Below are 16,880 nucleotides of genomic sequence, written 5' to 3' on the forward strand. Positions count from 1 at the left end.
CGGCGCCCCAACGCCACACTATCAACCATGAAAAACCTCAGCCCGAGTTACCTCAAGCACCAGTTTCTGATCGCCATGCCGCACATGGCCGACCCGAACTTCGCGCACACCTTGACCTACATCGTCGAGCACAACGCCAATGGCGCCATGGGGCTGGTGGTCAATCGGCCGCAAGACCTGAACCTGGCCGATATCCTTGAGCAACTGCGTCCCGATGTCGAGCCGCCAGCCGACTGCATGCAGATACCGATTTACATCGGCGGCCCGGTGCAAACCGACCGCGGCTTCGTGCTGCACACCTCGGACAAAGCGTTTCAGGCCACCATTGAGCTGGATGGCATGTCGCTGTCCACCTCCCAGGACATCCTGTTTGCCATTGCCGACGGCTTCGGCCCCCAGCAAAGCCTGATCACCCTCGGCTATGCCGGCTGGGAAGCCGGGCAACTGGAAGCGGAGCTGGCCGACAACGCCTGGCTGAACTGCCCGTTCGATCCCGAGATCATCTTCGGCATGGCCTGCGAGCAGCGCCTGGCTGCCGCCGCCGCAAGCCTTGGGATCAACCTGAGCCTGCTCACCAGCCAGGCGGGGCACGCCTGATGAGCGAAGTACGCCTACTGCTGGGCTTCGACTACGGCAGCCGCCAGATCGGTGTCGCCGTCGGCCAGGTGATCACCGGCCAGGCCCGCGAACTGTGTACCCTCAAGGCCCAGAACGGCACGCCCGACTGGACCCAGGTGGAAAAGCTGATCAAGGAGTGGAAACCCGACGCCCTGGTGGTCGGCCTGCCCCTGAACATGGACGGCACTCCCAGCGAAATGAGCGAACGCGCCGAGAAGTTCGCCCGACGCCTGAACGGTCGCTTCAACCTGCCCGTGCATACCCACGACGAACGCCTGACCACCTTTGAAGCCAAGGGCGAGCGCATGGCCCGTGGTGGCCAGCGCGGCAGTTACCGCGACAACCCAGTGGACGCCATTGCCGCCGCCCTGCTGTTGCAAGGCTGGCTGGAGGCCAATACCGGGCAGTCCTGACCCAGATCATCGGATTCAAGCCGGGCCAGCGCTATGCTCCCGGCCTCTTGAGGAGCAAGCATGAGCCTACCCAATCCCGCCGAACTGATCCGGCAGATGGCCGTCGATCTTCGTGCCCATCTGGCCCGTCGCAACATTACCGAGCCACGCTTCATCGGCATCCGTACCGGGGGCATCTGGGTTGCCCAGGCGCTGCTCGAAGAACTGGGCAACGATGCCCCCCTCGGCACCCTGGACGTGTCCTTCTACCGCGACGACTTCAGCCAGAATGGCCTGCACCCCCAGGTGCGTCCCTCGGACCTGCCGTTCGAGATCGAAGGCCAGCACCTGGTCCTGGTGGACGACGTGCTGATGAGCGGTCGGACCATACGCGCCGCCCTCAACGAACTGTTCGACTACGGCCGCCCGGCCAGCGTCACCCTGGTCTGCCTGCTCGACCTGGATGCCGGCGAATTGCCGATCCGGCCAAATGTGGTCGGTGCCACCCTGTCGCTGGCCGCCCATGAACGGGTAAAATTGACCGGACCCGCACCGCTCGCCCTCGAGCGCCAGGACCTCGCCTCCGCTTCCGCACTTTAAGAGTCCCTCGCGATGACGCCAATCGACGCCAAGCGCCCGCTGCAGCTCAATGATCAGGGCCAGCTGCGCCACTTTCTCTCGCTCGACGGTTTGCCCCGCGAACTGCTGACCGAAATCCTCGACACCGCCGACTCGTTCCTTGAAGTCGGCGCCCGGGCCGTCAAGAAAGTCCCGTTGCTGCGCGGCAAGACCGTATGCAACGTGTTCTTCGAGAACTCCACTCGCACCCGCACCACCTTCGAACTGGCGGCCCAGCGGCTGTCGGCCGACGTGATCACCCTGAATGTGTCGACCTCCTCGACCAGCAAGGGCGAAACCCTGTTCGACACCCTGCGCAACCTTGAAGCCATGGCCGCCGACATGTTCGTCGTGCGCCATGGCGATTCCGGTGCCGCGCACTTCATCGCCGAGCACGTCTGCCCGGAGGTGGCGATCATCAACGGCGGCGACGGCCGCCACGCCCATCCGACCCAGGGCATGCTCGACATGCTGACCATTCGTCGGCACAAGGGCAGCTTCGAGAACCTCTCGGTGGCCATCGTCGGCGACATCCTGCACTCGCGCGTTGCACGCTCGAACATGCTCGCCCTGAAGACCCTCGGTTGCCCGGACATCCGTGTGATCGGTCCGAAAACCCTGCTGCCAATCGGTATCGAACAGTACGGCGTGAAGGTCTACACCGACCTCGAGCAGGGCCTCAAGGACGTCGACGTGGTGATCATGCTGCGCCTGCAGCGTGAGCGCATGGCCGGTGGCCTGCTGCCCAGCGAAGGTGAGTTCTACCGCCTGTTCGGCCTGACCACCGCGCGCCTGGCGGGTGCCAAGCCCGATGCCATCGTCATGCACCCGGGGCCGATCAACCGTGGCGTGGAAATCGAATCGGCAGTGGCCGACGGCGCCCATTCGGTGATCCTCAATCAGGTCACCTACGGCATTGCGGTGCGCATGGCGGTGCTGTCCATGGCCATGAGCGGGCAGACTGCCCAACGTCAATTCGAGCAGGAGAACGCCCAGTGACCCTCAGTATTCTCGGCGCCCGGGTCATTGATCCCACCAGCGGCCTGGACCAGGTCACCGACCTGCACATCGATGCCGGCAAAATTGTTGCCCTGGGTGCAGCGCCGGCCGGTTTCACCCCGGCTCGCAGCATCGACGCCACGGGCCTGATCGCCGCGCCCGGGCTGGTCGACCTCAATGTCGCCCTGCGCGAGCCGGGCTACAGCCGCAAAGGCAGCATTGCCAGCGAGACCCGCGCCGCAGCTGCCGGTGGCGTCACCAGCCTGTGCTGCCCGCCACAGACCAAGCCGGTCCTCGACACCTCGGCCGTGGCCGAACTGATCCTCGACCGCGCCCGTGAGGCCGGTCACAGCAAGGTCTTCCCGATCGGCGCCCTGAGCAAAGGCCTGGAAGGCGAGCAACTGGCCGAGCTGATCGCCCTGCGCGATGCCGGCTGCGTAGCCTTCGGCAATGGCCTGAATGCGTTTGCCAACAACCGTACCCTGGCCCGCGCCCTGGAATATGCCGCCACCTTCGACCTGACGGTGATCTTCCACTCCCAGGACCGCGACCTGGCCCAGGGCGGCCTGGCCCACGAAGGTGCCATGGCCAGCTTCCTCGGCCTGCCGGGCATCCCGGAAACCGCCGAGACCGTGGCCCTGGCGCGCAACCTGCTGCTGGTGGAACAAACCGGCGTGCGTGCGCACTTCAGCCAGCTGACCAGCGTCCGTGGCGCCCGGCTGATCGCCCAGGCCCAGGAACTGGGGCTGCCGGTCACCGCCGACGTGGCCCTGTACCAGTTGATTCTCACCGACGAAGCGCTGCGTGACTTTTCCAGCCTCTACCACGTGCAACCGCCGCTGCGCACTCATGCCGACCGTGACGGCCTGCGCGAAGCGGTCAAGTCCGGGGTGATCCAGGCGATCTCCAGTCACCACCAGCCTCATGAGCGCGATGCCAAGCTGGCCCCCTTCGGCGCTACCGAGCCAGGCATCAGCAGCGTCGAATTGCTGCTGCCGCTGGCCATGACCCTGGTCGAAGACGGCCTGCTCGACTTGCCGACACTGCTGGCGCGCCTGTCCAGCGGCCCCGCCGAGGCGTTGCGCCTGCCTGCAGGCCAGCTCAAGGCTGGCGGTGCGGCAGACCTGGTGCTGTTCGACCCGAAAGCCTCCACCGTTGCCGGCGAACAATGGCGTTCCAAGGGCGACAACTGCCCATTCATCGGACACTGCCTGCCCGGGGCGGTGCGCTACACCCTGGTTGACGGGCATATCAGCCACGAGGCCTGAGCCTGAAGTGTGGGAGCGGATTCATCCGCAAAGGGTCGCAGCGCGGCCCTGCTTCTGGGGACTGCTGCGCAGTCCTTCGCGGATGAATCTGCTCCTGCCGTCCTTCACCTGCAGTTTGCACAACCACTCATCCCGCAAGGTTGAAATTCTTCCCTGCACCCCCATATGAGTCTGCATCAGGCATTTTCGCCCCGCTGCGTGGAGACTCTCCCTTGACCACCATCGTTTCAGTTCGCCGCCACGGCAAAGTCGTCATGGGCGGCGACGGCCAGGTTTCTCTCGGCAACACCGTGATGAAAGGCAACGCCAAGAAAGTCCGTCGCCTGTATCACGGCCAGGTCATCGCCGGTTTCGCCGGTGCCACCGCCGACGCATTCACCCTGTTCGAGCGTTTTGAAGGCCAGCTGGAAAAACACCAGGGCCACCTGATCCGTGCCGCTGTAGAGCTGGCCAAGGAATGGCGTACCGACCGTTCCCTGAGCCGCCTGGAAGCCATGCTCGCGGTCGCCAACAAGGACGCTTCGCTGATCATCACCGGCAACGGTGACGTGGTCGAGCCCGAAGACGGCCTGATCGCCATGGGCTCCGGCGGTGCCTACGCCCAGGCCGCTGCCCGCGCCCTGCTGCAGAAGACCGACCTCTCGGCCCGTGAAATCGCTGAAACCGCACTGAACATCGCCGGTGACATCTGTGTGTTCACCAACCACAACCTGACCATCGAGGAGCAGGACCTGGCCGAGTAACTCAGCTGTTCTGGCGCCCGGCCCCGGTGGCCGGGCTTTTCCACGCTGATTCATCGAGCCCAAGGACCATCACAACCATGTCCATGACCCCCCGCGAGATCGTCCACGAACTCAACCGCCACATCATCGGCCAGGACGACGCCAAGCGCGCCGTTGCCATTGCCCTGCGCAACCGCTGGCGCCGCATGCAGCTCCCTGCCGAGCTGCGCGTCGAGGTCACGCCCAAGAACATCCTGATGATCGGCCCGACCGGTGTCGGCAAGACCGAAATCGCCCGTCGCCTGGCCAAGCTGGCAAACGCCCCGTTCATCAAGGTCGAAGCGACCAAGTTCACCGAAGTCGGTTACGTTGGCCGTGATGTCGAGTCGATCATTCGTGATCTGGCCGATGCCGCCATCAAGATGCTGCGCGAGCAGGAAATCATCCGCGTGGGCCACCGCGCCGAAGACGCCGCCGAAGACCGCATCCTCGATGCCCTGCTGCCACCGGCGCGCACCGGTTTCAACGAAGACCAGGTCAACACCCAGGACTCCAACACTCGCCAGCTGTTCCGCAAGCGCCTGCGCGAAGGCCAACTGGACGACAAGGAAATCGAGATCGAAGTGGCCGAGTCCATGGGCGTCGATATTTCCGCGCCACCGGGCATGGAAGAGATGACCAACCAGCTGCAGAACCTGTTCGCCAACATGGGCAAGGGCAAGCGCAAGAGCCGCAAGCTCAAGGTCAAGGAAGCGCTCAAGCTGGTACGCGACGAAGAAGCCAGCCGCCTGGTCAATGAAGAAGAGCTCAAGGCCAAGGCCCTGGAAGCGGTCGAGCAGCACGGCATCGTGTTCATCGACGAGATCGACAAGGTGGCCAAGCGCGGCAACGTCGGCGGCGCTGACGTCTCCCGCGAAGGTGTACAACGCGACCTGCTGCCACTGATCGAAGGCTGCACCGTGAACACCAAGTTGGGCATGGTCAAGACCGACCACATCCTGTTCATCGCCTCCGGTGCGTTCCACCTGAGCAAGCCAAGCGACCTGGTACCCGAGCTGCAAGGCCGTCTGCCGATCCGTGTCGAACTCAAGGCCCTGACCCCGGAAGATTTCGAGCGCATTCTCAGCGAGCCGCACGCCTCACTCACCGAGCAATACCGTGAGTTGCTCAAGACCGAAGGCCTGAACATCGAGTTCGCTGCCGAAGGTATCAAGCGCCTGGCCGAGATCGCCTGGCAGGTCAACGAGAAGACCGAGAACATCGGAGCCCGTCGCCTGCACACTCTGCTCGAGCGCCTGCTTGAAGAGGTGTCGTTCAGCGCCGGCGACCTGGCCAGCGCTCACAACGAAGCGCCGATCCGCATCGACGCCGAGTACGTCAACAGCCACCTGGGCGAACTGGCGCAGAACGAAGACCTCTCGCGCTATATTCTCTAAAGCTGCAAGCGGTAAGCTGCAAGCTGCAAGTTGCAAGTTGCAGAGCGCTAGACGCTCTCTCTCGCAGCTTGTAGCGTGCAGCTCATAGCCCAAGAGTGTTTCCCCTCATGCCCAGACTTCCTACCGGTATCAACCTGCACAAAGCCTCCAAGACCCTGTCGCTGACCTACGGGCCTGATGAGGTGTATCACCTGCCCGCCGAGTTCCTGCGGGTTCACTCTCCCTCCGCCGAGGTCCAGGGCCACGGCAATCCCATCCTGCAATTCGGCAAGATCAACGTTGGTCTTTCGCAAATCGAACCGGCTGGCCAGTACGCACTGAAACTGACCTTCGATGACGGCCACGACAGCGGCCTGTTCACCTGGGAGTACCTGGAACAGCTGTGCCTGCGTCAGGAACAGCTCTGGGCCGAGTACCTCGACGACCTGGCAAAAGCCGGAAAATCCCGCGACCCGTCCGAGTCGATCGTCAAGCTGATGCTCTAGTCCGGGCCCTCCAGGGTTTAGAGCGCATTTTCTAATTCTATCTGCTTGAATGCCTGCTCAACGGCCAATGAATGGCCGTCTTGCGCATCACCCAAAAGTCGGGTAACCAATGGATCTGGCAAGTTCCCTGCATTGAATGTGAAGCAGGGTCGGGCTGGAATGCAGAGGTCGCGAGCGAAAGCAGGCAGTCTTCTCACGCAGAAAAAACCCGCAGGGCTCATCGTCGTTTGCATCCGGCCGCAGGACCGCAGTTCGTTATCACTGGTCACCCGAGCAGCAGTACCGGGCACTCGTCTGTGTAACGCGCACAGCAGGCCGGTACTCGTCTCAGGACAACGGAGCGTCGTAGATGAGTAACAAGAACAACGATGACCTGCAGCGCCAAGCCTCGGAAAATACCCTGGGTCTGAACCCGGTAATCGGCTTGCGCCGCAAGGATTTGCTGACTTCTGCTCGAATGGTGCTGCGTCAGGCCATTCGTCAACCGCTGCACAGTGCCAAGCATGTCGCGCATTTCGGCATGGAACTCAAGGATGTGATCTTCGGCAAGTCGGGCCTGCAACCGGAGAACGACGACCGTCGCTTCAACGATCCGGCCTGGAGCCAGAACCCGCTGTATCGCCGCTACCTGCAAACGTACCTGGCCTGGCGCAAGGAGCTGCACGACTGGATCGACACCAGCAACCTGTCCGACCAGGACATCAGCCGCGGCCATTTCGTCATCAACCTGATGACCGAAGCCATGGCGCCGACCAACACGGCAGCCAACCCCGCAGCGGTCAAACGCTTCTTCGAAACCGGTGGCAAGAGCCTGCTCGACGGCCTGTCGAACCTGGCCAAGGACATGGTCAACAATGGCGGCATGCCCAGCCAGGTGAACATGGACGCCTTCGAGGTTGGCAAGAACCTGGGCACCAGCGAAGGTGCGGTGGTGTTTCGCAACGACGTGCTGGAACTGATCCAGTACCGTCCCATCACCGAGCAGGTCCTGGCCCGGCCGCTGCTGGTGGTCCCGCCACAGATCAACAAGTTCTACGTCTTCGACCTCAGCCCCGAGAAGAGCCTGGCACGCTTCTGCCTGCGCTCCAACGTGCAGACCTTCATCGTCAGCTGGCGCAACCCGACCAAGGCCCAGCGCGAATGGGGTCTGTCGACCTATATCGATGCCCTCAAGGAAGCGGTCGACGTGATCCTGGCGATCACCGGCAGCAAAGACCTGAACATGCTCGGTGCCTGCTCCGGCGGCATCACCTGCACAGCGCTGCTGGGCCACTATGCGGCACTGGGCGAAACCAAGGTCAATGCGCTGACCCTGTTGGTCAGCGTGCTCGACACCACCCTCGACAACCAGGTGGCCCTGTTCGTCGACGAGCAGACGCTCGAGTCCGCCAAGCGCCAGTCCTACCAGGCCGGCGTGCTTGAAGGCCGCGACATGGCCAAGGTGTTCGCCTGGATGCGACCCAACGACCTGATCTGGAACTATTGGGTCAACAACTACCTGCTCGGCAACGAGCCTCCCGTGTTCGACATCCTGTTCTGGAACAACGACACCACCCGCCTGCCCGCCGCCTTCCATGGCGACCTGATCGAAATGTTCAAAAGTAATCCACTGACCCGCGCCGATGCACTGGAAGTGTGCGGAACGCCGATCGACCTGAAGAAAGTCACCTCTGACATCTACAGCCTGGCCGGCACCACCGACCACATCACCCCCTGGCAGGCCTGCTACCGGTCAGCCCAGCTGTTTGGTGGCAACGTTGAATTCGTGCTGTCCAACAGCGGGCATATCCAGAGCATCCTCAACCCGCCTGGCAACCCCAAGGCACGCTACATGACCAGCAGTGACCGGCCGGCGTGTGTCGTTGAATGGCAGGAGAATGCCCACAAGCACACCGACTCCTGGTGGCTGCACTGGCAGAACTGGCTGACCGAGCGTTCCGGCGAGCTGAAGAAGGCACCGACGCGCCTGGGCAACCGGGCCCATCCATCCGCCGAAGCAGCACCGGGTACCTACGTGCACGAGCGCTGATACCTCCGACCGCCGTGGCCACCGCCAGGCCACGGCGCCTCACCCACCACAGGGCTTCGCGCATGCCGCAACCGTATATATTCAGAACCGTCGACCTGGATGGCCAGACCATCCGCACCGCGGTTCGCCCCGGCAAGCCGCATTTGACGCCCTTGCTGATCTTCAATGGCATCGGCGCCAACCTGGAACTGGTGTTCCCGTTTATCCAGGCCCTGGACCCGGACCTGGAGGTCATTGCTTTCGACGTCCCCGGGGTGGGCGGCTCGTCCACACCCCGGCATCCTTACCGTTTTCCCGGACTGGCCCGGCTCACCGCCCGCATGCTCGATTACCTGAACTACGGCCAGGTCAACGCCATCGGTGTGTCCTGGGGCGGGGCCCTGGCCCAGCAGTTCGCCCACGACTATCCCGAGCGCTGCAAGAAGCTGGTGCTCGCCGCTACCGCCGCCGGCGCGGTAATGGTGCCGGGCAAGCCCAAGGTACTGTGGTTGATGGCAAGCCCGCGGCGCTACATCCAGCCTTCGCATGTCATCCGCATCGCACCGCAGATCTATGGCGGCGCCTTCCGCCGCGACCCTGACCTGGCCACAGCCCATGCTGCCAAGGTGCGTTCCTCGGGCAAGCTCGGCTACTACTGGCAGCTGTTTGCCGGGCTCGGCTGGACCAGCATCCACTGGCTGCACAAGATCCAGCAGCCCACCCTGGTACTGGCCGGCGACGACGATCCGCTGATTCCACTGATCAATATGCGCCTGTTGGCCTGGCGTATTCCCAATGCCCAGCTACACATAATCGACGATGGTCATTTGTTCCTGATCACCCGGGCCGAAGCCGTGGCCCCGATCATCATGAAGTTCCTCCAGCAAGAGCGCCAACGCGCCGTCATGCACCCTCGGCCCGCCCCCAGCTGAGACGCAACGAACCCGAGCCCGCGGCAGGATGCCAGGTGGCCCGCTGCGCGGCATGAGGTTGGTGCCGCTTTTGCATTGATCTATTTGTTGATGGCCTGACGACGGAGTGTTGCCTGATGAAAGACAAGCCCGCGAAGGGGTCGGTACCGGTCCCCGCCACTTACATGAACGTGCAGAGTGCGATCAGCGGCCTGCGTGGCCGCGACCTGATTTCAACACTGCGCAATGTCAGCCGTCACAGCCTGCGGCACCCCCTGCACACGGCCAAGCATGTGCTCGCCCTGGGCAGCCAGCTGGGCCGGGTACTGCTCGGTGATACCCCTCACCAGCCCAACCCGCGTGACAACCGCTTCAAGGACCCTGCCTGGAGCCTCAATCCCTTTTACAGCCGTGGCCTGCAGGCCTACCTTGCCTGGCAGAAGCAGACCCGCCAGTGGATCGACGAAAGCCAGCTGGACGCCGATGACCGCGCCCGGGCGCACTTTCTCTTCGCCTTGCTCAACGATGCGATGGCGCCAAGCAACTCCCTGCTCAATCCGGCGGCGGTCAAGGAGCTGCTCAATTCCGGCGGCCTGAGCCTGGTACGCGGAGTTCACCACCTCATCGACGACCTTCGCCATAACGACGGCTTGCCGCGCCAGGTCAACCCCGATGCCTTTGAAGTCGGCAGAAACCTGGCCACCACCCCCGGGGCAGTGGTGTTTCGCAACGAGCTGCTGGAGCTTATCCAGTACAAGCCGATGAGCGAAACCCAGTACGCCCGCCCCGTGCTGGTGGTACCGCCACAGATCAACAAGTTCTACATCTTCGACCTGAGCCCGGCCAACAGCTTCGTCCAGTACATGCTCAAGAACGGCCTGCAGACCTTCATGGTCAGCTGGCGCAACCCCGACCCGCGTCATCGCGAGTGGGGCCTGTCGAGTTATGTCGAGGCGCTGGAGGAAGCCATGAATGTATGCCGGGCGATTACCGGAAGCCGCGAGGTCAACCTGATGGGTGCCTGTGCCGGTGGCCTGACCATGGCAGCGCTGCAGGGTCACTTGCAGGCCAAGCGCCAGTTGCGTCGGATCAGCAGCGCCACTTACCTGGTCAGCCTGCTCGACAGCCAGATCGACAGCCCGGCCAGCCTGTTCGCCGACGAGCAGACGCTGGAGGCCGCCAAGCGCCGCTCCTACCAGCAAGGCGTGCTCGATGGTCGGGAGATCGCCAAGGTTTTCGCCTGGATGCGCCCCAATGACCTGATCTGGAATTACTTCGTCAACAACTACCTGCTGGGCAAGGCGCCTCCAGCCTTCGACATCCTCTACTGGAACAACGACAACACCCGCCTGCCGGCGGCCTTGCACGGCGACCTGCTGGATTTTTTCAAGCACAACCCCCTGACCCACGCGGCAGGCCTCGAGGTCTGCGGCACTCCCATCGACCTGCAGAAGGTCAATGTCGACAGCTTCAGTGTGGCCGGCAGCAACGACCACATTACCCCGTGGGATGCGGTCTATCGCTCGACCCTGCTGCTGGGGGGCGACAAGCGCTTCATCCTGGCCAACAGCGGCCATGTGCAGAGCATCCTCAACCCACCGGGCAATCCCAAGGCGCATTACGTCGACAACCCACGCCTGAGCAGCGACCCAAGGGCCTGGTTCTACGACGCCAAGCAGATCGACGGCAGTTGGTGGCCACAGTGGCTGGAGTGGATTCAGGCCCGTTCAGGTGCCCAGCGCGAAACCCTGCTCACCCTGGGCAACCAGAACTACCCTCCCATGGACCCCGCCCCTGGCACTTACGTGCAGGCGCGCTGAACAAGTAGAACGGATGAAAACCCGCGACCGTATTCTGGAATGTGCCCTGCAGCTGTTCAACCAGCAGGGCGAACCGAATGTCTCGACACTCGAGATTGCCAACGAAATGGGCATCAGCCCGGGCAACCTGTACTACCACTTCCACGGCAAGGAGCCGTTGGTACTGGGCTTGTTCGAACGTTTTGAAGACGAGCTGACACCGCTGCTCGACCCGCCGCTTGAAGTGCGTCTGGATGCCGAGGACTACTGGCTGTTTCTGCACCTGATCGTCGAGCGCATGGCCCAGTACCGCTTCCTGTTCCAGGACCTGTCGAACCTGACCGGCCGCCTGCCCAAGCTGGCTCGTGGCATGCGCAACCTGCTCAACGCCCTCAAGCGCACCCTGGCTGCCCTGCTCGCCAGCCTCAAGGCCCAGGGGCAAGTGACCAGTGATACTCGGGCCCTGGGGCAACTGGTGGAGCAGATCACCCTGACGTTGCTGTTCTCCCTCGACTACCAGCGAGTGCTGGCCCGTGAGGGTGAAGTGGGGGTGGTGGTGTACCAGGTGATGATGCTGGTGGCGCCGCACCTTGAAACCGGCTCCAGGCATGCAGCGGAGCAGATTGCCTTGCGCTATCTGGACGGCTGAAAGCATCGCGGGGCAAGCCGCTCCCACAAACCGCTGTGGGAGCGGGCTTGCCCCGCGATTGAAACACCCGTGATCAGGACGGGTTGATCGGACTCACCGAAGCCGATGGCGCAGGTGCCGACGGCGCTGCCGGTGCCGAAGCAGCAGGTACAGCACTCGGTGCAGGCGCCGCACTGGCCGCCGGCGCTGCCCGGCTTGGCCACTGCTGGCTTGGCCGGTGCTTTCTTCACCGCTGGCTTTTTCGCCGCGGCCGGTTTGGCTGCCGCTTTGGCTGCTGCCGGCTTGGCTGCAGGTTTGGCAGCCGGCTTGGCCGCTGCAGTCTTCGCCGCCGCAGGTTTGGCTGCGGGTTTGGCCGCCGCGGTTTTCGCCGCAGGCTTGGCTGCCGCTTTCGGCGCAGCCTTGGCCAGTGGCTTGGCCGCAGTCTTGGTGGCCGCAGGCTTGCTGGAAGCCGACTTGACCGAGGCACCGGTCAGTTTCTCGATCTGCTTGGTCAGCGTGTCGACCTGCTGGTGCAGCGCCTTGACCTCATTGCGGCTCGGCACACCCAGTCGCGAAATGGCACTGTTCAGGCGCTTGTCGAAAGCCTCTTCGAGCTCGCTCCACTTGCCCAGCGCGCGGTCTTTCACATCACCCACCCGAGAGGTGGCCGACTTGGCCGAAGCCTTGGCCGAGTCAACGGAGCCCTTGGCCTGTTTTTCAGCTTTCTCACCGTCCTTGACCAGGGACTCGAACAGCTTGTTGCCGTCCTGGTCGATCTTGGAGTAGATACCCAAACCAGCCAGCCAGATCTTGCGGGAATACTTCTCGATCCCCCCGACCCAGGAGCTGCTTTCTTTATCGCTATTCTTCTTGCCAGCCATCCCGATCTCCTTATTGTTTGCGCGCGACACGTTCGAGCAATGCCGTCAGCTCATCGAGCTTGGCAGAAAGTGCCTCCACGTCATGTTTAGACGGTATGCCGATGCGATTCAAGGCGCTGGCAACCCGTGTGTCGAAAGCCTTTTCGATTTTATCGAGCTGGACCTCGACCTTGCCCTTCACACTGGAGATCTCGCCCTTGACCGAATCGATCTGGCTATTGGCTGCATCGAGCTCGTGGTCGATACGTTTCTTGCTGCGTTTCTCGACGGTTTCGCCGGCCTTGACCAATTCTTTCAGGTAGTCGGCACCTTCCTGACCCACCCGGACATAAGCGCCCAGGCCTGCCAGCCAAATCTTGCGCGCGTAGCCGCGCACCTCACCCAGCGTACGCTGGGCGTCGTCTTTTTTCTTCAGGATCACTTTGGCCATGCTCTGCACCTCACGCTCGAATAGATATGGAGGAACTGCCCATGGAAGTTGGGCTTGAGCATAAGGTAGGGAGAAAAATTAGAAACCACACACTAATAAGGGCAGCTGCAAGCCATAAGCTTCACACGACAAGAAAGGGCAGCGGTGATCGTGGATACCTTCGCCCCCTCCCTTCACTGCACCACTTGCAGCGTGAAGCTCCCCTCTTGAGCCACTAGGCGAGCGCCTTGTCCAGGGCCCGCTCGATCTCGCTCTTGATGGTCCCGCTCATCATCGACAGCATCATGCCCAGCTTGAGCTCGACCTTGATGCTGTCTTCGCCGATCTGCACGCTGCCGTTGGCGCCGCTGCGCTTGACCTCGACCCGGTCGCCGTCCCAGCGGGCGGTGAGGTCGTATTCGCGGGCCAGTTTGTCGACCAGGGCCTGGGCCTTTTCGCGAGCCGCTTGGCGGCCCAGGCTGTGTTTGCGTTCAACGCTGATCTGGGTCATTCATTCAATCCTGGGTTCAGAGGCATACTGTCTATTATGCCCGCCCCCCACCTGCGACACACCCCGCCAAGACAAATCCGACCGTACGCCCTAGAATGGCCAGTAATTTTTTCCGGTGAAGCGATATGAACGATCAGCGCAAAGGCGACAACGCCGAACCCGTCACCCATTTCGGCTATCAGAACGTGCCGGAAAGCCAGAAAGCGGAGAAGGTCGCTGAGGTTTTCCATTCTGTAGCAGCCAAGTACGACCTGATGAACGATGTGCTTTCCGGTGGTATGCACCGCCTGTGGAAGCGCTTCACCATCGAGCTGTCCGGTGTGCGCAGCGGCAACCGGGTACTGGACATCGCCGGTGGCACGGGTGACCTGGCCGCCAAGTTTTCGCAACTGGTCGGCCCCACCGGCCAGGTGGTGCTGGCCGACATCAACGAGTCGATGCTCAAGGTCGGTCGTGACCGCCTGCTCGACCGCGGCGTGGCCGGCAATATCGAGTTCGTCCAGGCCGACGCTGAAAAGCTGCCGTTCCCCGACAACCATTTCGACTGCGTCACCATCGCTTTCGGCCTGCGTAATGTCACCCACAAGGAAGACGCCATCCGTTCGATGCTGCGCGTGCTCAAGCCCGGTGGCCGCCTGTTGGTGCTGGAGTTCTCCAAGCCGACCAACAAGCTGATGTCCAAGGTCTACGACGCCTACTCGTTCGCCTTCATGCCCCTGGCCGGCAAGCTGATCACCAACGACTCGGAAAGCTACCGCTACCTGGCCGAATCGATCCGCATGCACCCCGATCAGGAAACCCTCAAGGCCATGATGGTCGAGGCCGGTTTCGACCGCGTCACCTACCACAACATGACCAGCGGCATCGTTGCCCTGCACCGGGGCATCAAGCCCTGATGCTCCTGGCCGGTCTTCTCGCCAGCGTCGAACACGGCCTCAACCGTGTCCTGCGTCTGGACAGCACGGCGTTGCCGCGCCTGGCGGCGCTCAATGGCAAAGTGATTGCCATCGACTGTCGCCAGCCAGCGCTGCAACTGTTCATCCTGCCCGGTGAAGACGGCCTGATGCTTGCCGCCCACTGGGAGATTGAAGCCGACTGCACCCTGCGTGCCCCGGCCAGCAGCCTGGCTCGCCTGGCCCTCAGCCAGGACAAACCGGCAGTGCTGCACAGCCCGCAGGTAGAACTTGAAGGCGACAGCGCAGTGCTACTGGATCTGGTCGCGGTGCTGCAGGACCTGGACCTGGACTGGGAATACGAAGTCTCGCGCTGGCTCGGCCCGGTCGCCACGCAATTGCTCAGTGGCCACCTGCGCAGCCGCGCCAGCTGGACGCGCCAGGGCCTGGCCAACTTGAACCAGAACCTCTCGGAGTACCTGGCCGAAGAAGCCCGAACCCTGGTGGGCCAGCGTGAAGCCGAAGCCCGCTTCAGCGAACTCGACACGCTCAAAGTCGATATTGAACGCCTCGAGGCGCGCATCGAGCGCCTTGCCCGATCCCTTGATACCAGCGATAACGCATGAAGCTGCTTGCCGTCCGCCGTCTGTTGCGCATCCAGAGCGTGGTCATCCGCTACCGTCTCGATGACTTGCTGTTCGAACTGCCGTTGCCCTGGTGGCTGATGGCCCTGCGGCACCTGATGCCCTGGCGCTGGTTTCCCCGCAAGACCCTGGAGCTCAGCCGCGGTGCTCGCCTGCGCCTGGCACTGCAGGACCTGGGGCCGATCTTCATCAAGTTCGGCCAATTGCTTTCGACCCGCCGCGACCTGCTGCCCGAAGACATCGCCGATGAGCTGATGCTGCTGCAGGACCGGGTGCCGCCCTTCGACCCACAAAAGGCCGTGGCCCTGATCGAAGAGCAGCTCGGCGCGAAGATCAGCGAAGTGTTCAGCCGTTTCGACGTCGAGCCACTGGCCTCGGCCTCGGTAGCCCAGGTACACGCGGCCAAGCTCAAGAGCGGCGAAGAGGTGGTGGTCAAAGTGGTGCGCCCGGGCCTCAAACCGGTCATCGCCCAAGACCTGGCCTGGCTGTTCCTGATCGCCCGCGGTGCCGAGCGCGTCTCGGCCGACGCCCGCTTGCTGCACCCGGTAGAGGTGGTCAACGACTACGAGAAAACCATCTACGACGAGCTCGACCTGCTGCGCGAGGCAGCTAACGCCAGCCAGCTAAAACGCAACTTCGAAGGCTCGGAGATGATGTACGTGCCCCAGGTCTACTGGGACTGGTGCCGCCCCAAGGTGCTGGTGATGGAGCGCATCTACGGCATCCAGGTCACCGACCTGGCCACCCTGGCCGACCAGCGCACCGACATGAAGATGCTTGCCGAACGGGGTGTCGAAATCTTCTTCACCCAGGTGTTCCGCGACAGCTTCTTCCATGCCGACATGCACCCGGGCAACATCTTTGTCAGCACCGTGAAGCCGTGGAGCCCGCAGTACATTGCCATCGACTGCGGCATCGTCGGCAGCCTGACCCCCGAAGACCAGGACTACCTCGCCCGCAACCTGTTCGCCTTCTTCAAGCGCGACTACCGTCGCGTGGCCCAGTTGCACATCGACTCGGGCTGGGTGCCGGCCCATACCAAGCTCAACGAATTCGAGGCGGCGATCCGCACCGTGTGCGAGCCGATCTTCGAGAAGCCGCTCAAGGACATCTCCTTCGGCCAAGTGCTGATGCGCCTGTTCCAGACCGCGCGGCGCTTCAACATGGAAGTCCAGCCGCAACTGGTGCTGCTGCAAAAAACCCTGCTCAATATCGAAGGCCTGGGGCGCCAGCTGTACCCCGACCTGGACCTGTGGAGCACTGCCCAGCCATTCCTGGAACGCTGGATGCGCGAGCGCGTCAGTCCCAAGACCCTGCTGCAGAACCTGCACGGCCAGGTCGAACAGATTCCGCACCTGGCCGGCATGACCCGCGACTTGCTCGAACGCATGTCGCAGCCGCACCTGGCCGACCCACCCAGCCCCTGGCAGCAGAAGGGCGATGGCTGGGCCTTGCGCCTGCTCGGTGCCGGCCTGCTCGCCGGCGGCGCAACCCTGGCCGCCGGCGCCGTGAGCCTCAGCGCCCCGGCAGCCTGGCCGGCCTGGCTGATGCTCGCTGCAGGCCTCTACCTGATAGTGCGTCGATAGCCAGCCGCGCCTGCGGCTGGCACACTAGCGCCAGGGCCTGGCAAAGGATCAGGCCCTGATTTGGAGTCGAAC

The 16,880-nt window shown here is 63.1% G+C and carries 17 protein-coding genes and 1 pseudogene; 15 read left to right on the plus strand and 3 right to left on the minus strand.

What is annotated here, in order from left to right:
* The first annotated feature begins 27 nt into the window (after window positions 1-27).
* The 12 genes from ABVN19_RS20715 (at window position 28) to ABVN19_RS20770 (ending at window position 11,905) form a co-directional block, all read left to right on the plus strand.
* Window positions 28-597, plus strand: a complete 570-nt coding sequence (locus tag ABVN19_RS20715; RefSeq protein WP_105642366.1) for a YqgE/AlgH family protein — start codon at window positions 28-30, stop codon at window positions 595-597.
* Window positions 594-1,031, plus strand: a complete 438-nt coding sequence (gene ruvX, locus ABVN19_RS20720; RefSeq protein WP_167332140.1) for a Holliday junction resolvase RuvX — start codon at window positions 594-596, stop codon at window positions 1,029-1,031. Before ABVN19_RS20715 ends, ruvX begins: the two co-directional genes overlap by 4 nt.
* A gap of 60 nt (window positions 1,032-1,091) precedes the next feature.
* Window positions 1,092-1,610 carry a bifunctional pyr operon transcriptional regulator/uracil phosphoribosyltransferase PyrR gene (gene pyrR, locus ABVN19_RS20725; RefSeq protein ID WP_105642367.1) on the plus strand — a complete coding sequence of 173 codons (519 nt, stop codon included), beginning with the start codon at window positions 1,092-1,094 and terminating at the stop codon, window positions 1,608-1,610.
* A 12-nt stretch (window positions 1,611-1,622) separates the two neighbouring features.
* Window positions 1,623-2,627 (plus strand): aspartate carbamoyltransferase catalytic subunit, encoded by a 1,005-nt coding sequence (locus tag ABVN19_RS20730; protein ID WP_028945574.1) that lies wholly within the window; start codon window positions 1,623-1,625, stop codon window positions 2,625-2,627.
* Entirely contained in the window at window positions 2,624-3,895 is a 1,272-nt protein-coding gene (locus ABVN19_RS20735) for a dihydroorotase (RefSeq protein ID WP_105642368.1), read from the plus strand. Before ABVN19_RS20730 ends, ABVN19_RS20735 begins: the two co-directional genes overlap by 4 nt.
* 212 nt (window positions 3,896-4,107) lie before the next feature.
* Window positions 4,108-4,638: an ATP-dependent protease subunit HslV gene (gene hslV, locus ABVN19_RS20740; RefSeq protein WP_028945572.1), complete on the plus strand. Its 531-nt coding sequence runs from the start codon at window positions 4,108-4,110 to the stop codon at window positions 4,636-4,638.
* A 77-nt stretch (window positions 4,639-4,715) separates the two neighbouring features.
* On the plus strand, window positions 4,716-6,053 hold the full coding sequence (gene hslU / locus ABVN19_RS20745) for an ATP-dependent protease ATPase subunit HslU (protein WP_028945571.1): 1,338 nt from the start codon (window positions 4,716-4,718) through the stop codon (window positions 6,051-6,053).
* A gap of 107 nt (window positions 6,054-6,160) precedes the next feature.
* Entirely contained in the window at window positions 6,161-6,538 is a 378-nt protein-coding gene (locus tag ABVN19_RS20750; protein WP_028945570.1) for a DUF971 domain-containing protein, read from the plus strand.
* A 349-nt stretch (window positions 6,539-6,887) separates the two neighbouring features.
* A complete protein-coding gene (phaC, locus tag ABVN19_RS20755; protein WP_028945569.1) occupies window positions 6,888-8,567 on the plus strand; it encodes a class II poly(R)-hydroxyalkanoic acid synthase in 1,680 nt (559 codons plus the stop codon).
* Window positions 8,568-8,629: 62 nt separating this feature from the next.
* Window positions 8,630-9,478: a poly(3-hydroxyalkanoate) depolymerase gene (phaZ, locus tag ABVN19_RS20760; protein ID WP_028945568.1), complete on the plus strand. Its 849-nt coding sequence runs from the start codon at window positions 8,630-8,632 to the stop codon at window positions 9,476-9,478.
* A gap of 116 nt (window positions 9,479-9,594) precedes the next feature.
* Window positions 9,595-11,277, plus strand: coding sequence for a class II poly(R)-hydroxyalkanoic acid synthase (phaC, locus tag ABVN19_RS20765; protein ID WP_028945567.1), 1,683 nt, complete (start codon window positions 9,595-9,597; stop codon window positions 11,275-11,277).
* A gap of 13 nt (window positions 11,278-11,290) precedes the next feature.
* Window positions 11,291-11,905, plus strand: a complete 615-nt coding sequence (locus tag ABVN19_RS20770) for a TetR/AcrR family transcriptional regulator (protein WP_028945566.1) — start codon at window positions 11,291-11,293, stop codon at window positions 11,903-11,905.
* 73 nt (window positions 11,906-11,978) lie between these two features.
* Here ABVN19_RS20770 and ABVN19_RS20775 read toward each other — a convergent pair.
* From ABVN19_RS20775 to ABVN19_RS20785, 3 genes and pseudogenes are all read right to left on the minus strand, one after another.
* Window positions 11,979-12,765 (minus strand): annotated as a pseudogene (locus tag ABVN19_RS20775) (phasin family protein).
* 10 nt (window positions 12,766-12,775) lie between these two features.
* Window positions 12,776-13,195 carry a phasin family protein gene (locus tag ABVN19_RS20780; RefSeq protein WP_028945564.1) on the minus strand — a complete coding sequence of 140 codons (420 nt, stop codon included), beginning with the start codon at window positions 13,193-13,195 and terminating at the stop codon, window positions 12,776-12,778.
* 214 nt (window positions 13,196-13,409) lie between these two features.
* Window positions 13,410-13,685 carry a polyhydroxyalkanoic acid system family protein gene (locus ABVN19_RS20785; protein ID WP_105642370.1) on the minus strand — a complete coding sequence of 92 codons (276 nt, stop codon included), beginning with the start codon at window positions 13,683-13,685 and terminating at the stop codon, window positions 13,410-13,412.
* A gap of 125 nt (window positions 13,686-13,810) precedes the next feature.
* On the opposite strand from ABVN19_RS20785, the gene ubiE reads away from it, so the two are divergent.
* From ubiE to ubiB, 3 genes are read left to right on the plus strand one after another with little or no spacing between them, the layout of a single operon-like run.
* Window positions 13,811-14,581 carry a bifunctional demethylmenaquinone methyltransferase/2-methoxy-6-polyprenyl-1,4-benzoquinol methylase UbiE gene (gene ubiE, locus ABVN19_RS20790; protein WP_028945562.1) on the plus strand — a complete coding sequence of 257 codons (771 nt, stop codon included), beginning with the start codon at window positions 13,811-13,813 and terminating at the stop codon, window positions 14,579-14,581.
* The gene (locus tag ABVN19_RS20795) at window positions 14,581-15,204 is read left to right on the plus strand and encodes an SCP2 sterol-binding domain-containing protein (protein WP_028945561.1); all 624 of its coding nucleotides are present in this window, start codon (window positions 14,581-14,583) and stop codon (window positions 15,202-15,204) included. The genes ubiE and ABVN19_RS20795 overlap by 1 nt, the downstream gene beginning before the upstream one ends.
* The gene (gene ubiB, locus ABVN19_RS20800) at window positions 15,201-16,808 is read left to right on the plus strand and encodes a ubiquinone biosynthesis regulatory protein kinase UbiB (protein ID WP_028945560.1); all 1,608 of its coding nucleotides are present in this window, start codon (window positions 15,201-15,203) and stop codon (window positions 16,806-16,808) included. Before ABVN19_RS20795 ends, ubiB begins: the two co-directional genes overlap by 4 nt.
* Window positions 16,809-16,880 lie beyond the last annotated feature (72 nt).

Origin of the sequence: Pseudomonas vranovensis, assembly GCF_040438935.1 — a bacterium.
GTDB classification, from domain to species: Bacteria; Pseudomonadota; Gammaproteobacteria; order Pseudomonadales; family Pseudomonadaceae; genus Aquipseudomonas; species Aquipseudomonas vranovensis.

Excerpts from the sequence above, each read along its gene's own strand:
- ABVN19_RS20715 (WP_105642366.1), top strand. The coding sequence starts at position 28 with ATGAAAAACCTCAGCCCGAGTTACCTCAAGCACCAGTTTCTGATCGCC.
- pyrR (WP_105642367.1), top strand. The coding sequence starts at position 1,092 with ATGAGCCTACCCAATCCCGCCGAACTGATCCGGCAGATGGCCGTCGAT.
- ABVN19_RS20730 (WP_028945574.1), top strand. The coding sequence starts at position 1,623 with ATGACGCCAATCGACGCCAAGCGCCCGCTGCAGCTCAATGATCAGGGC.
- hslU (WP_028945571.1), top strand. The coding sequence starts at position 4,716 with ATGTCCATGACCCCCCGCGAGATCGTCCACGAACTCAACCGCCACATC.
- ABVN19_RS20750 (WP_028945570.1), top strand. The coding sequence starts at position 6,161 with ATGCCCAGACTTCCTACCGGTATCAACCTGCACAAAGCCTCCAAGACC.
- phaC (WP_028945569.1), top strand. The coding sequence starts at position 6,888 with ATGAGTAACAAGAACAACGATGACCTGCAGCGCCAAGCCTCGGAAAAT.
- phaZ (WP_028945568.1), top strand. The coding sequence starts at position 8,630 with ATGCCGCAACCGTATATATTCAGAACCGTCGACCTGGATGGCCAGACC.
- phaC (WP_028945567.1), top strand. The coding sequence starts at position 9,595 with ATGAAAGACAAGCCCGCGAAGGGGTCGGTACCGGTCCCCGCCACTTAC.
- ABVN19_RS20770 (WP_028945566.1), top strand. The coding sequence starts at position 11,291 with ATGAAAACCCGCGACCGTATTCTGGAATGTGCCCTGCAGCTGTTCAAC.
- ABVN19_RS20780 (WP_028945564.1), bottom strand. The coding sequence starts at position 13,195 with ATGGCCAAAGTGATCCTGAAGAAAAAAGACGACGCCCAGCGTACGCTG.
- ABVN19_RS20785 (WP_105642370.1), bottom strand. The coding sequence starts at position 13,685 with ATGACCCAGATCAGCGTTGAACGCAAACACAGCCTGGGCCGCCAAGCG.
- ubiE (WP_028945562.1), top strand. The coding sequence starts at position 13,811 with ATGAACGATCAGCGCAAAGGCGACAACGCCGAACCCGTCACCCATTTC.
- ABVN19_RS20795 (WP_028945561.1), top strand. The coding sequence starts at position 14,581 with ATGCTCCTGGCCGGTCTTCTCGCCAGCGTCGAACACGGCCTCAACCGT.
- ubiB (WP_028945560.1), top strand. The coding sequence starts at position 15,201 with ATGAAGCTGCTTGCCGTCCGCCGTCTGTTGCGCATCCAGAGCGTGGTC.